We start from the raw sequence: 16,920 nt of genomic DNA on the forward strand, positions 1-16,920 counted from the left end.
ATTCATTAATCTTCACGATTTTTCTTTAAATCTAAATCAAGCTGTTTTAACTCTTCTTCAAGTTTCCGCTTTTCTTCTTCAAAGTCTAAATCTTCTTTTTGACTTTGAGGTTTCTTTTTCTCTTCAGACTCTTCTTTCAACCAATCTGGCACCATCTCTTTACGAATCGTTCTTTGTTTCTTCGTCGCCGTTTGCTTAGATTCAGCCCAGTTTTGGTATTCTTTATGCTCATTTTTCGCAATGACCATCGCTTCTTCCACTGTTTTTACCTTTTTACGAGCCCAGTGTCCTGCAATTTTATCCACATATGCTTTTGATAACTTCATATCCGTTCTTAGCATGACATAATAAATGAGTACATTAGCAACACCTGGAGAAAGGTTTTGATGAAACATAACGTCTTCAACCATTTGTAAATCTGCTTTAGAAGGCGTTGCTCCACCGGACAAGTCTGTCAGTAGCTGTCTTGGAGACGTCACTTCTAACTGCTTAATTAACTTCTCTTCTTGAGAAGTTGGCTCTCTATGTTCCATAGTTCGCAATAACGGCGGCTGAATTTGTTCACTTAAGTTAGGTAGCGCTTCTCCATTTTCAAACTGATAATGGTTTCTAGCAGCTTTTCGAAGCAGCTCAATATCTACTTGATCATTTTCGTTCAACGCGTCCAAGACCACATTCTTCATTTGCAGAGCATCAATTTGATATAAAAATGCTAGCTTTTCAATTGCTAACCTCACCTTGGCTGTAATTGCTTTTTTCGAAATCATAGACTCAGTTAACCCTGTCAAAAATAAATCAAAGTCAAAGCCAGCATCCTTAATTGTTATATTAGCTCTTTGTGAATTATCCACATAGTCCAGATCTCCACTTGGTTTGAAGACATCTTGGTTCTCTCGTTGTAAACTTGACGTGAGCTCTGTCGTTTGTACTGACTTATACACATCATTAAATGAACGAGTAACATCTTTAAACTCACTGTGGTCCACAGCTGGATCCATAAAATATCGTCTAATTTTTTGAAATACATTTTTACCTAATCGATTGTATAAGTAGACGTTTAAAACACCATCATCAAAAAACTGCTGTGGTGTTAATGGTGGAATTAACTCATAAATATAAACTCTTCCCCCGTCTTCTTCTTTCATATAGGTTTTTAATAAGCCAATACCTTCAAGCTTTAATCGCTCCTGATAAATGGATTTCAAGTTCATTTGCATAACGGCCATTAGGTGATGATGCGTTACTTCTGTTCCCCATAAGCGTCCTTGTTCTAGTTCACTCCATAACGTCATATATAAGCCATAGCACACGGTTCCAATTAACGGTTGATATAGAGTTGTTAACACTTTTCGATCATATTCTTGAATAACGCCGCTCGTTCTCACAACATAACGGTCAACTGGAATAATTTCTTTCCAATGTTGCTCATTCATCATCATTACCTACCCAATTCTAAAATAGCAAAAAAGAGCTAAAAAAATCTCTTTAATAGCTCTTTTATAATTTTTCCTTCTTAATTAACTCCTTTAGTTCATCAATAAATACATTAATGTCTTTAAATTGACGATAAACAGAAGCAAAGCGTACATACGATACTTCATCGATAGCAGCTAGTCTTTCCATTACCATTTCCCCAACAACGTCTGACTGCACTTCTGATGCACCTTGACTGCGCAATTCAGATTCAATATCATGTACAGTATCTTCTAATTGTTTTAAGCTAACTTGCCTTTTCTCACATGCCTTTATTAAACCGCGTAAAATTTTCTCTTTGCTAAACTCTTCACGCGCCCCATCTTTTTTCACTACAATTAAAGGTGGCTCTTCTACTTTTTCAAATGTTGTATAACGATAGTGACAACTTTCGCATTCACGCCGTCTGCGAATTGAACGACCTTCTTCAACAGGCCGTGAGTCTAACACTCTCGTTCCATTATACTGACAGGAAGGACATTTCATCTTCTCAACTCCAATAAATAACCTTTTATATTTGTATAAACTAAGCAGCTTGTACGAACTAACCACTTATGTACGTTAGAAATTCAAAATAAAAATTCACTTTCTTTTCATATTATAGAAAACAAAGCTTGAATACAAGTGAAGGAGAATGAATTCTGAAATTTTATTTCCTAAAACATTTGTTTTCCAATAGATAAAGGCGCTACACAGCTTTATTTGTTTAATACACTTTATTTCCCTTACTTAATAGCAATCAAATGTTGGTCAAAATATTTATAAAAAAAGATGATTAATTCTTTACTATAACCAAAATCGAATGGCATTACTTTTGATTCCGTTGTAACCGAAAAATCGATAGCGGTTTCAAAAGGTCGTAATGAAATAATCGTAATAACAACAAACGCCTTTCTCCCCTTTGACACGTTTAAGCTAATCTCTCCACGCTCTTCATAAGCGGCTAAAATTTCTACTCCATTCATATTCTTCAATAAATTTTGCACCTGAGTAAATGTTTGAGAGGCTGTTGATTTGTAGTAATGTGTTTGTAACTTTGGATTTTCGTGGTGGTCCCTAGTTTCAGAATGATTCGAAAAAACTGACTTTACTTTTTGAATAATCCCCATGTTGTGTAGACTCCTTTTTATCAAAATAATCGCTATAGCTACTAAAGATACCCTAGCTACTTTCTTTATTATAATGGATAAACGGTATTTTTGTATCTAAAAAGGACTGTCTATAAATGGCGAGTCCAATTTATAGAGCAGTCCCTAATTGTTCTTAGCTTTGTTTTATACTATTAAAGTACATTTGCTTTCGTTTGCTTTACTTGTACAGGACCCATTCCACGCGGTACTTCAATTGTCTCACGTGTTTGAGCATTTAGTTCATCTGCAATATAGTCAGCAGCAATTGTTGGATCTAAGTCTCCACATGTGTATACATCGATGCTTGCATACCCATGCTCTGGAAAGCTGTGGATAGTTAAATGTGATTCTGAAATAATAACAACCCCACTTACGCCCTGAGGTGCAAATTTATGAAACGCAACCTCACGAACTTCCGCTCCAGTTTTTAGTGCTGCATCTACAAACGTTTTTTCAATATAATCCATATCATTCAACTTATCGAAATCACAACCCCATAATTCTGAGATAACGTGACGACCCATTGTTTCCATAATGATATTTCCCCCTTTAACAATTTTTAATCGTTAAATATGAAATTCTTTCGCCATATAGCATGTTAACTACCACGGGGGAAAGTTAGTCCAGAGAGGTCCTAACCCTTTAAGTAGATACATAACCGAAAGGTACACAAGAAGTTCACGAAACATAGTATACTTTGTTTAGACTCATTTTGCAACACGTGATTTTATTTAAATTTGCAATCCGTAGCTAAACTCGATTTATTCTCTGCCCCACCACTTTTTAAGACCTCTCATTTATTAGTTCCCTATCTCAGTTAGAACAAACAATGAATTCAAATACAAAAAGCGAGGCATGATTGCCTCGCTTATTTATCCAACCTTTAGCTTTGAATTTTGAATCATCTCTGCTGTAATATATTTTACTAAATCGACTACTCTTTGTGAGTATCCCCATTCGTTATCGTACCACGCTAATACTTTAATTTTATGTTCATCCATGACCATGGTTGATAAGCCGTCAATGATTGCTGAATTGGGGTTTGTATTGAAATCAATTGATACTAACGGTTCTGTTGTAAATGCCAGTATTCCTTGTAGTGGACCTTCTGCGGATTGAATAAACGCTTTATTCACCGCTTCTTTTGTTACCGCTTTCCTAACATCAACAACGAGGTCTACAAGCGATACATTTGGCGTTGGAACTCGCAGCGCCATACCATGTAATTTCCCACTGAGATGAGGAAGCACAAGTGATAATGCTTTGGCAGCCCCAGTTGTTGTAGGAATAATGGACTGACCGCATGCGCGCGCGCGTCGTAAATCTTTATGTGGGTTATCAATATTTTTTTGGTCGTTCGTATATGCGTGAACCGTTGTCATTAAACCGTTCTCAATAGTAAAAGCCTCGTCTAATACCTTGACAACAGGCGCTAGGCAGTTTGTCGTACAAGATGCATTTGAGATAATGTGATGCTTATGCACATCCAGCACCTTTTCATTTACTCCCATTACAATTGTGACATCTTCATCTTTACCAGGTGCTGTTAAGACAACTTTTTGAGCACCAGCCTCAATATGTAACTGCGCTTTTTCTCTAGAATTAAATTTTCCAGTTGCTTCAATTACTAAATCAATTTGTAATTGTTTCCATGGTAATAAGAGTGGATCTCGCGAGTCAAGTAGCTGAATTCTTTTACCATTTACAATCAACGCATCTGTTTCACAGATAACTTCTCCAGCAAATGGACCATGAATGGAGTCATATTTGATTAAATGCGCTAAAGTTTCTGCAGGATAGCTTGCATTAATTGCAACAATATCTAACTTTTCCTCTTCAATCGCTGTTCGAAAAACCATTCTTCCAATTCTCCCAAAACCATTAATTGCAATTCGTGCTTTCATGGTTATTCCCCCTAACAAATATGTTATACTAATTAACTTTTTATACAAAATAGTATAACATAAATAATTTTAAAATGAAGAATTATTGCACATTATTTTGTTGTCTTATTCTACATATATTAAAAAAAGCTGGAAAGAATGACTTCTCTCCAACTCAATTTGTTAATTTTGATACAAGTTTTATAACTTGCTCTTTTGTTTCATCTATACTTCCATTGTTATCAATAATAAAATCTGCCATCTTTGCCTTTTCAGTTAAAGGCAGTTGAGACTTAATTCTCGCTAATGCATCTTCTTTAGAGAGGTTATTTCTTTTTTGTAGTCTCTCAAGCTGCACAAGTTCATTTACATGGACAACAATAACTTGGTCTACTAGATACGTTAATTTGCTTTCAAACAAAAGTGGAATATCCAACACAACTAGCTGATATTGCTCAGCAATCAATTGTTCTTTTTGCTTTAACATTTCACTTCGAACTTCCGGGTGTACAATTGAATTGAGCTTTTGACGCTCCTGTTCGTTATGAAAGATAATCTGACCAAGAGCAGCACGATTAATTTCTAGATCTTCTTGTAAAATCTCTTTTCCAAATGCCTCAACAATCTTACTATAAGCGACTCTACCGTTCTGAACGACTTCTTTTGCAATCTGATCAGCATCGATTACCGGTATATTCATTTCACGGAATATCGCTGAGACCGTACTTTTTCCACTAGCGATTCCACCCGTTAAACCAACAACAATCGTCATAATGTTCTCCCTTTTACTTCTTATAATCTCAATATTCCCATTAAAATCAATACAACACCTGGTACAAATGAAAACATCCTCATCCAAGCTAGTTTAGAAAACCATTTTCCAATTTGAATTCCTAATGTAAGAAAAATAAAGCTCATTGCCGCTACTGCGATGGCCAATATGACTGGTGAATAACCTAATAAAGCTGCTGCTATTCCAGCTCCAAATGCATCCAATGATAACGCGATACCTAAAATTAACGCTTCAACTCCCGTAATAGAGCCTGATTTATCTAAATCTGCTGTCGTCGGCTTTTTCAAAATATTAATGACCAAGCCAATGGATTTTATTTCTACTTTAAAAATGATTTTTTCTTCCAGCTTTGCTGTTTCCTCTTCTTCAGGACGAAAAAATTGATACAAAATCCACATGCCCAACAATACAAAAATAATGCCACCAATGGTGTCAAGCGCAGCCGGAGAAAATAAATGCGTAATCATTTTGCCGACAAACATCGCAAGCGTTAATGTAAACGCGGAACAACAAGCAATAATTAAAATTGATTTAAACGGAATTTTAAGTTTTCGCAATCCGTATGTTAATCCTACGCTGAAGCTATCTAGGCTTACTGCAAAAGCTACTAGTATTAAAGAAAGTGAAATCATCTTAAAGAGCTCCTTCCATTTCATCTATCTAAAGTATATGAAAGGAGCCCATCCATTGTTATTATTCTTCAAGCTTCTGGCAACTTGGACAAATATGCGTACCTCTTCCCGCTACTACATATTTCTTAATCGGAGTGCCACATACAACACAAGGTTCGTCTTTTTTACCATAAACATAAAGCTGAAGCTGAAACATCCCCATCTCTCCTTGAGTATTTACGTAGGATCGAATGGTACTTCCACCTTTTTCAACCGCTTCCTGTAGAGTTGCTACGATTTCTTTATGCAAACGGTCCAACTCCTCATCGGTGAGCTGGCTTGCTACACGCTCAGGATGTATACGAGCTCGGAAAAGCGCTTCATCCACATAGATATTCCCAAGCCCAACGACCACTTGTTGGTCTAATAAAACCGCCTTAATTTTTCGACTCGTTCGACCGATTCGGTTTTTTAGAACTTCCGCTGTAAACAGTTCTTCAAAAGGCTCCGGACCCAGTGTACTTAGAGGTGGTGAGAGCTCTTCTTCTCCTGGTTGAAATAAATGCATGGTCCCAAATTTTCGTACATCTTTATACCTTAACTGCGTACCATCCTTAAACAGAAAAATAACATGTGTATGCTTATCAATTGGTTCATCCTTCTCAGCAAGAGCATACTTACCTTCCATTCGGAGGTGAGAAACTAATACGTAGTTATCTAAAATGATTTTTAGAAATTTCCCTCGACGGTGTACATCTTGAATCGTCTGTCCCTTTAGTGCATCACAAAACTGTTCAACTTCAACCGGTCGCTTAATGATATTTGGCCATGTTACTTTTACTTCATCAATTGTTTTTCCTTTTACTAAATGAATGAGCGTGCGGCGAACCGTTTCAACTTCTGGTAATTCGGGCACCTTATCCACCTCTCTTTGCTAATTCATTGTTGGTTACTTAGCGTCAAACCAAGTAGCACCATACGAGTAATCTACTTTTAAAGGTACATCTAATTTTAGTGCACTTTCCATCACCTCTGGAACAATACGCTCAAGAATTTCAATTTCATGTTTTGGCGCTTCAAAGATAAGCTCATCATGTACTTGAAGAAGAAGCTTTGTTTCTAACTTCTCTTCTTTTAATCGCTTTGCCATTTCAATCATTGCTTTTTTGATAATATCAGCAGCTGTTCCTTGAATAGGTGTGTTCATAGCCGTTCTCTCAGCAAAGCTTCTCAGATTAAAGTTGCGACTTGTAATCTCTGGCAGATAGCGACGACGATGCAATAAAGTTGTTACGTATCCCGCTTCTTTTGCTTGACGTACAATATCCGCCATATATTCTTGAACACCAGGAAAGCTTTCCAGGTAGCGCTCAATGAACTTTGCCGCTTCTTTTCGCGTAATCCCGAGGTTCTGTGATAACCCATAGTCACTAATACCATACACAATTCCGAAGTTAACCGCTTTTGCTTGACGCCTCATATTAGACGTCACGTCCTCTTTTGCTACATGGAACACGTCCATAGCCGTTTTTGTATGGATATCGAGATCTTCTGTAAATGCCTCAATTAGTTTTTCATCAGCTGCAATATGCGCTAAAACGCGTAGCTCGATTTGAGAATAGTCAGCAGCAAAGATTATCCAATCTTTCTTTGACGGGACAAAAGCTGAACGTATTTTTTTCCCTTCTTCTAAGCGTATTGGAATATTTTGCAGGTTCGGATCAACTGAGCTTAAGCGCCCTGTTTGCGTTAGAGTTTGATTAAAACGCGTATGAACTTTCTGATCGGAATGGATGACTTTCTTTAGCCCTTCCACATATGTGGACTGGAGCTTGCCAAGCTGACGGTATTCTAAAATTTCTTGGATAATGTCATGCTTATCAGCTAACTGTTCCAACACGTCTGCGGAAGTAGAATAGCCTGTTTTTGTCTTTTTGATAACAGGGAGCTCAAGCTTTTCAAACAAAATAACGCCTAACTGCTTCGTTGAATTAATGTTAAATTCTTCTCCAGCATAACTATAAATAGTAGCTTCTAATTCCTTCAGACGTTCATGAATGGTTTTCCCTAATTCATCTAAGCGGTTATGGTCAATTTTCACTCCTTGATATTCCATATCAGCTAATACAAATGACAGGGGCATTTCGAGCTGTTCATATAAGTCATACTGCTCATTTTCTTTTAGCTCGGCTAGTAGCTTTTCTTTTAAAAATTGAAGAGCTGCTGCTTTTCTAGCAACATGTTCTGCTAATTCTCCTACTTCAGGTACTGATTTTTTTGCCCCTTTTCCGTATACCACTTCATCAGAGCTCACTTGCGTATATCCTTTTAGCTTAGCAATTGTAGCTAGATCATCGTTGGCTTCAGCAGGATTTAAGATGTAAGAAGCAATCATAATGTCCTGTTCAATTCCTTTAATCTCATAGCCTTCCCATCGCATTGAAACGACCATTCTTTTTCCATCAAATACAGTCTTTTTCATTGATTGATCCTGTAACCAGTTCACAAATTCAGAGGACCCTAAAGCTACTGATTTTCCAATGAAAAAATGGCCATTTTCATTGCTAATACCAAAACCTAGCAGCTGATCATGGTGATAGTTTTCTTCATATCCTTCCACAACAAGCGCAGCATCGTTTGTTAATATCTCGTTGTCTACACTGTTCACTATCTTGTATTCAAGCTCTTCAAAAGAGCTACTTTCCTCTGAATCGCCACCAAATTTATCTAAAAGAGAATTAAAGCCAAGTTCTTTAAATAGTGCTACAAGCTTTTCACTATTTTCACCTTGATACGCAACAGCTTCCAAGCTCACTTCAATAGGTGCGTTTGTGTCGATTGTAGCAAGCTCTTTACTCATGAGTGCCTGCTCTTTGTTATCTGATAGCTTTTCTTTTAATTTTTTACCACTCACTTGATCGATTGATTCTAAGACGTTTTCAACTGTTCCAAACTCTTTTAATAATTTCAGAGCCGTCTTTTCTCCAACTCCAGGAACACCTGGAATATTATCAGAAGAGTCACCCATAAGTCCCTTCATATCAATAATTTGCATAGCTTTAATGCCATACTTCTCATCGATTAAAGCTGGCGTATAGGCATCAACATCTGTAATACCTTTTCGCGTGATACCTACTGTTATGTGTTCTGAAACAAGCTGAAGTAAATCTTTGTCACCTGAAATTACTTTCACCTCAAAGTTCTCTTTTTCAGCTTGCGTTGCTAATGTACCAATAATGTCATCGGCTTCGTAATTCTCTAGCTCATAGCGCTTTATTCCATAGGCATCTAGCAGGTCTCGAATAAATGGAAATTGCTCTGATAGCTCAGGAGGCGTTTTTTGTCTTCCACCTTTATACTCTGTAAATGTTTTATGACGAAAAGTTGTTTTACCAGCATCAAATGCTACAAGAAGATGTGTTGGTTTCTCTTCTTCTAAAATGCGCATTAACATCGTTGTAAATCCGTAAATTGCGTTTGTATGTATACCTTTATCGTTATTCAGTAAAGGCAGAGCAAAAAATGCACGATATGCGATACTATTGCCGTCTATTAATACTAATTTCTTGGACATGAATAATCCTCCATTTCAAAAAAAGAACGTTTATTCTATTTTATCAAAAGTTTCCTCTCAACAACAAAAACTAATCTATCTAATTACAGTTAGTTTTTTACCAGAAACTAGTTTCATGCATAATTCGAACTAAGAATGCGCCCTAATTATAAATGATATAAACAAAAAAGGCATTATCCTTTATAGAATAATACCTTTGTCTTATGTTATAAAAAAAATGGACGAAAGGAGTATGAAGACTCCTCTCGTCTTCCAAAATTGGCTCCTTGGATGAAGGGGTTTCCATAGAAAAGTATAACAAGCTTATATTAAGCTTCCTTAAATGCTTTGTAAAAGGAACGTAAACATTTGCTTAGTTTTCTAAGTATTTATTTAACGTGACAGAAAAAGTTGTCCCTTCATTCACTTTACTCTGTACGTCAATATGCCCTTTATGTGCTTCTACAAGATGTTTGACAATTGCTAGTCCAAGACCTGTACCACCGGAATTTCTACTTCTTGCTTTATCTACGCGATAAAAGCGTTCAAAAATTCGAGGAATTTCTTCTTGTGCGATGCCAATCCCTGTATCGGTGATATGAACAAGGACCTTGTCTAATTTTTCTTCAATTCGAATATGAACTTTACCGCTTGGCATCGTATAATTCAATGCGTTGCTAATTAAGTTCATAAAGATTTGGGTTAACCTCTGGATATCTGCTTCAATTAAACATTCTTCTTCAAGTGTTTCAATTTGAAGATCAATTCCTCCCTCTTTTGCTCGATTAGAAAGAACCATAACGATTTCATAAAGAAGCGTATTAATATTAATGGCTTGAACGTTTAGCTGAAAACCTTGCTGTTCCACTTTTGATAAATCTAACAAATCTTGTATTAACGTTTCCATCCGTTGACTTTCATTCATGATAATCGATAGAAACTGCTTTCTTAGCTCTGGTTCCTCCATAGCACCATCTAAAAGCGTTTCACTAAAGCCTTTAATTGATGTGATGGGTGTCTTTAACTCATGAGATACGTTAGCAACAAAGTCTCGGCGAACCTGCTCTAGTTTCTTAAGTTCTGTTATGTCATGAAAAACCAGAACAATCCCCTTCCATTCATCATTTAATCCGATAATTGGCGCTCCGTATACATCATAATGTCGACGTTCGATATTTCGAGAGAGTACAACATGTTTGCGAACCTTCACTTCTGTCATAAAAATCTCTTCTACTAGGGAAACGACTTCTTTATGTTCAAACACTTCATAGTATAGGTGATATAAGAAATCATTCATCTTTATTTGAAATTGTTCTTTATAAGCTCGATTTACTAGGTTAATATAGCCGCGACTATCAATTAAAATCATCCCGCTACCCATATTTTCAATGAGCGTCCGCAGGCGATCTTGTTGCATCTCTTGGCTACGAATTAACTCTTGTAAATTACGGGCTAATGCATTAATGGATTGACTTAGCATTCCTGTTTCATCCATATAATCTTCATAAGTACGAGCTTTATAATTGCCTTTTGCTAGCTCCATGGCTACCTGAGTAGCCGATTCAATTGGTCTGGTATAGCGATTCATAATCTTTATTCCTAGTAATAAAATGACGATTAACGCAACGCCAAGACTTCCAATTAACAGCCCCCATATTTGTTGATTGACTTGATTTAACGACGCAAAAGAAGTACTTAAAACAACAAACCCTTCTTTCTCACCGTCAATGACAAGTGGCACACCATAATAGTAGAGGTCATGATTTTCTTCGATGCGGCTGAATGCTTCCTGATTCACGCTTTGCTTCTTTATTACCTCTTGGAGTATACGAGTGTTTTCCAAAGAGCCATTGTGACTACTTGCATTTGAATCTACAAGAATTGTACCGTCATTGTTAATAATAGTTGCTCGAACACTTAATGACTCACTAATCGAATCTACATTTTCTTGAAGAGTTGGATTTGTCAGGCCTTCTTTCCCAATAAAAAGTTCGACAAGCTCAGCTTCTTTTTCCATCCGTTCTTGAAAGGTTTGAAAATAGAAATTTTTGAAAAGCTGAGCTAATAATAAGCCTAAACAAACCAGTACCACAATAATTAACGTTAGCAGTGCAAAAAGTAAGCGCGAGCGGAACTTATTCATCTACCTTTGGTTCCTCTAATTTATATCCTAAACCACGAATGGTTTTAATATAAATTGGTTTTCTTGTATTGCTTTCAATCTTTTCACGCAAATGACTAATATGGACATCTACAATCCTTGTATCACCCGCAAAGTCATAATTCCAAACGGCACTTAATAACTGATCACGCGTCAGCACTCGCCCTTTATGTTTTGATAAATATAATAATAGTTCAAACTCTTTTGGCGTTAATTCTAGCTGCTCTTGCTGAAAATAAGCTTCGTAATGCTCGGGAAGAATTTTTAAATCTCCAATAAAGATTCTTTCTCCATCCTCTTCTTCCTGATCGGCTTGATTACTAATTTGAGAACGACGAAGTATGGCCTTTACCCGAGCAACAACTTCTCGTGGACTAAACGGTTTTGTCATATAGTCATCTGCTCCAAGTTCTAAACCTAACACTTTATCAAACTCATCATCCTTAGCCGTTAACATTAATATAGGCGTCATAACTTTCTGCTGTCTAAGCTTTTTGCACACTTCAATTCCATCCATTTTGGGAAGCATTAAGTCTAACACGATTAAATCTGGGTTTTCTTCCAGTGCTTTATTGTACCCTTCTTCTCCATCCATTGCCGTGCTGACCTCAAAACCAGCTTGCTGCAGGTTATACTGTAATAATGTTGAGATTGACTGTTCATCGTCTACTACTAATAATCTCTTATTCATGTTCGTAACATAAGCCTCCATCAATTCATTTTAAACGCCACTTCATCCAATATTTTGTCTATATGTATGTCATTATCATACACTGATTCCTTAAAGTTCTCAAAGGCATTTCATAATATTATGCCAATAAACAAGCCCCCTAATTAAAAAGGAGGCCCGTTTGTCACTGCATTAAAAGTTCTCAAACTCATGTGTTTCGGCAATCGATAGTTCTTGAGGAGGACATACAATAAATTGAGCTTGTACAACGCTCTCTTCATTCTCATCTGTTGCCTGTACATCAATTGTAATTGTCTTTTCGTCCATATTTTTATTAACTACTTCAAATAAGAACTCGACTGTACTGTAATGGTAAATACGCTTAGGAAATGAAACGGTTTGCTTTAGAATATGACTTCCTGGACCCGGCAAATATTTGGAGATAGCCGCTGTCATCATTCCATTGATCATAATTGCTGGAACAATCGGCTTTTTAAACGCCGTTTGCGCAGCATAATCATGCTGAATATAAAGGGGATTGGCGTCATTTGTTAAGCCTAGATATAGAAGAATATCCTTGTCCTCTATGCGTTCAGTAAGTGAAAGCTTTTCGCCAACTTGGATTTGTTTTATGGTTCTTCCAATCTTTTGTTTTTTCCCTAGCACCATTGCTACTTCATCCTTTCTATTTGTAGCTTTCATGAACGATCGCTAATCATGCGAACAGTTCTTGTCTAAAGCAGTGAAACTTCTACAACAAAAAAATTCGAGGTTTCCCTCGAATTTTCCTGTTTTTCTTTTATAAATGATGCTTTTTACCACACCGTTTACCAAGTGCTTGTCTATTTTTAAACAAGAACGCTCATCACATTTTTAACTGAATCAGCAGATTGATCTAAAGCTGCTTTTTCTTGTTCAGTTAGTTCTAATTCAATCACTTGCTCAATACCATTGGCACCTAGAACTGTTGGTACACCAAGGTAAATACCACTGTAGCCATATTCACCTTCTAAGTACGCAATTGTAGGTAAGATACGACGCTGATCTTTTAGGATAGCTTCTGTCATTTCTAAGAGAGATGCAGCAGGTGCATAATAAGCACTACCATTTCCTAAAAGGTTTACAATCTCGCCGCCACCTTTACGCGTACGCTCCACAATAGCATTTAAGCGATCTTGTGGAATTAACGTTTGAAGCGGAATTCCACCTGCGTATGAGTAGCGCACAAGAGGAACCATATCGTCACCGTGTCCTCCTAGTACAAAGCCAGTAACGTCCTTAACTGATACATTCAGTTCCTGTGCTACAAATGTACGGAAACGAGCCGAATCTAGTACACCAGACTGACCAATTACACGATTTTTTGGAAATCCTGATTCTTTAAATACTGTATACGTCATCGCATCAACTGGATTGGTTAACACGATAATATAACAATTTGGTGAGTATTTAACAATTTCTTGCGTTACAGACTTCATTACCTTTTGGTTTGTCGTAACTAAATCGTCACGGCTCATACCAGGTTTACGTGCAATACCAGCCGTAATAATGACGACATCAGAGTCAGCTGTATCTTCATAGTTAGCTGTTCCTGTAATATTAGCGTCAAAACCTTGTACTGGGCTTGCTTCTAACATATCCAACGCTTTACCTTTAGCTGGGTTTTCTGCCTGTGGAATATCCACCAATACAACGTCAGCTAATTCTTTTTGTCCGATCAAAAACGCAGTTGTTGCACCTGTAAAGCCAGCACCAATAACTGAGACTTTTTTTCGTTTGTTTGACATGTTAATTCCCCCAAATCGTTCTCGTTTACTATTATACTGTTACTTGATTTCCTAAGTTTTTAATTAACTCATCTGCAAACTCAGAGCATTTTACTTCTTTCGCTCCATCCATTAAGCGAGCAAAATCATATGTTACTACTTGAGAAGCGATTGTTTTTTCCATTGATTCCATTACAAGCGCAGCTGCTTCAGTCCAGCCTAAATGTTCTAGCATTAACACACCTGATAATAATACAGATGAAGGGTTTACTTTGTCTAGACCTGCATACTTAGGAGCAGTACCATGTGTTGCTTCAAAGATTGCATGTCCAGTTTCATAGTTAATGTTAGCACCCGGTGCAATACCAATTCCACCTACTTGCGCAGCTAAAGCATCAGAAATATAGTCACCATTTAAGTTCATTGTTGCAACTACGTCAAACTCACGAGGACGAGTTAAGATTTGCTGTAAGAAGATATCTGCAATTGAATCTTTTACGATAATTTTGCCAGCAGCTTCTGCTTCTGCTTGTGCTTTATTTGCAGCATCTTTTCCTTCTTTTTCAACGATGCGATCATATTGAGCCCAAGTAAATACTTTATCGCCGAATTCTTTTTCAGCTAATTCATAACCCCAGTTTTTGAAGGCACCTTCAGTAAACTTCATGATGTTTCCTTTATGAACAAGCGTTACAGACTTACGACCGTGTTCGATTGCATAGTTAATTGCTCCGCGAACTAAGCGCTCTGTACCCTCAGATGATACTGGCTTAATTCCAATACCTGATGTTTCAGGGAAACGGATTTTATTAACGCCCATTTCAGTTTGTAAGAAGTTGATTAACTTTTGAACTTCTTCAGAACCTTTTGCATACTCGATACCAGCATAGATATCCTCTGTATTTTCACGGAAGATAACCATGTCCGTATCTTCTGGACGTTTAATTGGTGATGGAACACCTTCGAAATAACGTACTGGACGTAAGCAAGTAAACAAATCTAACTCTTGACGTAAAGCAACGTTTAGTGAACGGATTCCTCCACCTACTGGCGTTGTTAATGGTCCCTTAATCGCGATTATGTACTCACGAATAACATCTAATGTTTCAGCTGGTAGCCACTCGCCAGTTTCGTTGAATGCTTTTTCCCCTGCTAATACTTCTTTCCAAATAATCTCTTTTTCGCCATCATATGCTTTTTCAACAGCTGCTTCTAATACACGAGATGCTGCTGCCCAAATATCCGGACCAATTCCGTCTCCTTCGATATATGGAATTACTGGATTGTTAGGTACATTTAATACTCCGTTTGTTACCGTAATTTTTTGTCCGTTTGTCATAAAAATAACCCCCTTGAAGTTTTAAAGCTTAATAGATTAATAGCTTATTATAAAGTGCTCAACTTACGCTGAGCACTTTCTTACATAAAAGTTAATCTCTTTGCTCAATCGGAATATACGCTTGCTTTCCTTCGCCTATATAATCGGCACGTGGACGAATTAATCGATTGTTTGAATACTGTTCTAAAATATGTGCTACCCAACCTGATACGCGGCTTACAGCAAAGATTGGTGTAAACAAATCATGATCAATTCCTAGACTGTGATAGACAGAAGCGGAATAGAAGTCTACGTTTGGTGGTAGCTTCTTCTCACTTGTAACAATCTCTTCAATCTTTACAGACATTTCATAAAGAGTAGAGTCTCCAGCTTGTTTTGTAAGCTTCTCAGACATCTCTCTCAAATGTTTAGCACGTGGATCCCCTTGCTGATACACGCGGTGACCAAAGCCCATAATCTTCTCTTTATTTGCTAACTTACTACGAATATACGGCTCTGCATTTTCTACCGTTTCAATATCAGATAGCATTTTCATAACGGCTTCATTTGCACCACCATGAAGAGGTCCTTTTAAGGCTCCGATTGCTGCTGTAATACCAGAATAAATATCTGAGAGAGTTGCCACACAGACGCGAGCGGTAAATGTAGATGCATTTAGCTCATGGTCAGCGTGTAAGACAAGTGCTTTATTAAATGCTTCAACTTCGATGTCAGTCGGTTCATTCCCCGTTAACATGTACAAGAAGTTGGCTGCAATGCTATAGTTTTCATTTGGTTCAATTGGATCCATCCCTTTTCGAATGCGTGAAAAGGCTGTTACAATTGTCGGTAATTTGGCTTGTAGGCGAACTGCCTTACGATAATTAGCTTCTTCATCCATTAGGTCTGCTTCTGGATCGTACAAGCCAATTAGTGATACAGCTGTTCTTAAAGCTGCCATTGGATGAACGTCTTTAATTGGATATGTTTTGAAATGATTTAATACTTCATGAGGTAATTTAGCATTCTCTGCTAGTAACCTAGAAAAAATAGATAATTCTTCTTTATTTGGTAATTTTCCATGCCAAAGCAAATAAACTACTTCTTCAAATGTAGCATAGTCTGCTAAATCATCAATATTGTAACCACGATAAGTTAGCGTGTCGTCAATAATGGAGCTTACCGCTGAAGTTGTCGCAACAACTCCCTCTAAACCTCGAGTCGCAGTCATATTCCCATCTCCTTTACAGAAAAGATTTCCCCATACACCCTATTGTACATACAAAAATAAATTATATTGAGCGTTGGCTCAATTCCACATCACATAAGACATTTCTATAGAAGCACAGCATTCCTCATAGGGTTTTCTTAAGACCCTGATAAAAAAGAAAATGCTTACATTTTCGTATTGCTAAATAACATAAAGAAATTATGCTATCTAGCATGCTTTTTAGTTGTTTGATCGTATACGTTATATCATACAATTGTATGTAATGAGATGCGGCTTCAAACTATATTATAAACAATTATCTGACTTTTGTGAATGAAAAGAGTAAATAAAT

At 37.1% G+C, this 16,920-nt stretch carries 15 protein-coding genes; all 15 read right to left on the reverse strand.

The genetic code is table 11. From position 1 onward, the window contains the following. Positions 1-5 precede the first annotated feature (5 nt). The 15 genes from LZP85_RS16520 to citZ all read right to left on the reverse strand — a co-directional run bounded on the left by LZP85_RS16520 (position 6) and on the right by citZ (position 16,589). On the reverse strand, positions 6-1,433 hold the full coding sequence (locus LZP85_RS16520) for a replication initiation and membrane attachment family protein (protein ID WP_119543293.1): 1,428 nt from the start codon (positions 1,431-1,433) through the stop codon (positions 6-8). Positions 1,434-1,497: 64 nt separating this feature from the next. Next, on the reverse strand, positions 1,498-1,959 hold the full coding sequence (nrdR, locus tag LZP85_RS16525) for a transcriptional regulator NrdR (protein ID WP_025907227.1): 462 nt from the start codon (positions 1,957-1,959) through the stop codon (positions 1,498-1,500). 239 nt (positions 1,960-2,198) lie between these two features. Next, complete coding sequence (locus tag LZP85_RS16530) at positions 2,199-2,582, reverse strand: hypothetical protein (protein ID WP_025907228.1); 384 nt, start codon at positions 2,580-2,582, stop codon at positions 2,199-2,201. Between the two features lie 173 nt (positions 2,583-2,755). Further along, complete coding sequence (speD, locus tag LZP85_RS16535; protein ID WP_025907230.1) at positions 2,756-3,136, reverse strand: adenosylmethionine decarboxylase; 381 nt, start codon at positions 3,134-3,136, stop codon at positions 2,756-2,758. Between the two features lie 339 nt (positions 3,137-3,475). After that, positions 3,476-4,507 carry a glyceraldehyde-3-phosphate dehydrogenase gene (locus tag LZP85_RS16540; protein ID WP_025907232.1) on the reverse strand — a complete coding sequence of 344 codons (1,032 nt, stop codon included), beginning with the start codon at positions 4,505-4,507 and terminating at the stop codon, positions 3,476-3,478. A gap of 154 nt (positions 4,508-4,661) precedes the next feature. Next, on the reverse strand, positions 4,662-5,258 hold the full coding sequence (gene coaE / locus LZP85_RS16545) for a dephospho-CoA kinase (protein WP_025907234.1): 597 nt from the start codon (positions 5,256-5,258) through the stop codon (positions 4,662-4,664). 20 nt (positions 5,259-5,278) lie between these two features. After that, on the reverse strand, positions 5,279-5,911 hold the full coding sequence (gene ytaF / locus LZP85_RS16550; RefSeq protein ID WP_025907237.1) for a sporulation membrane protein YtaF: 633 nt from the start codon (positions 5,909-5,911) through the stop codon (positions 5,279-5,281). Positions 5,912-5,972: 61 nt separating this feature from the next. Next, on the reverse strand, positions 5,973-6,806 hold the full coding sequence (gene mutM / locus LZP85_RS16555) for a DNA-formamidopyrimidine glycosylase (RefSeq protein ID WP_025907239.1): 834 nt from the start codon (positions 6,804-6,806) through the stop codon (positions 5,973-5,975). A gap of 33 nt (positions 6,807-6,839) precedes the next feature. Further along, entirely contained in the window at positions 6,840-9,464 is a 2,625-nt protein-coding gene (gene polA / locus LZP85_RS16560; protein WP_119543235.1) for a DNA polymerase I, read from the reverse strand. Between the two features lie 352 nt (positions 9,465-9,816). Continuing rightward, the gene (gene pnpS, locus LZP85_RS16565; RefSeq protein ID WP_119543236.1) at positions 9,817-11,586 is read right to left on the reverse strand and encodes a two-component system histidine kinase PnpS; all 1,770 of its coding nucleotides are present in this window, start codon (positions 11,584-11,586) and stop codon (positions 9,817-9,819) included. Then, positions 11,579-12,295: a response regulator transcription factor gene (locus LZP85_RS16570; protein WP_094911868.1), complete on the reverse strand. Its 717-nt coding sequence runs from the start codon at positions 12,293-12,295 to the stop codon at positions 11,579-11,581. The genes pnpS and LZP85_RS16570 overlap by 8 nt, the downstream gene beginning before the upstream one ends. Positions 12,296-12,466: 171 nt before the next feature. Beyond that, positions 12,467-12,943, reverse strand: coding sequence for a MaoC/PaaZ C-terminal domain-containing protein (locus LZP85_RS16575; protein ID WP_119543237.1), 477 nt, complete (start codon positions 12,941-12,943; stop codon positions 12,467-12,469). Positions 12,944-13,122: 179 nt separating this feature from the next. Further along, complete coding sequence (gene mdh, locus LZP85_RS16580; protein ID WP_119543238.1) at positions 13,123-14,061, reverse strand: malate dehydrogenase; 939 nt, start codon at positions 14,059-14,061, stop codon at positions 13,123-13,125. A 31-nt stretch (positions 14,062-14,092) separates the two neighbouring features. Beyond that, positions 14,093-15,379 (reverse strand): NADP-dependent isocitrate dehydrogenase, encoded by a 1,287-nt coding sequence (gene icd / locus LZP85_RS16585; RefSeq protein WP_206782163.1) that lies wholly within the window; start codon positions 15,377-15,379, stop codon positions 14,093-14,095. A 91-nt stretch (positions 15,380-15,470) separates the two neighbouring features. After that, positions 15,471-16,589: a citrate synthase gene (citZ, locus tag LZP85_RS16590; RefSeq protein WP_025907253.1), complete on the reverse strand. Its 1,119-nt coding sequence runs from the start codon at positions 16,587-16,589 to the stop codon at positions 15,471-15,473. Between the last annotated feature and the right edge of the window lie 331 nt (positions 16,590-16,920).

The organism is Priestia flexa (genome assembly GCF_021441905.1).
Classification (GTDB): Bacteria; Bacillota; Bacilli; order Bacillales; family Bacillaceae_H; genus Priestia; species Priestia flexa.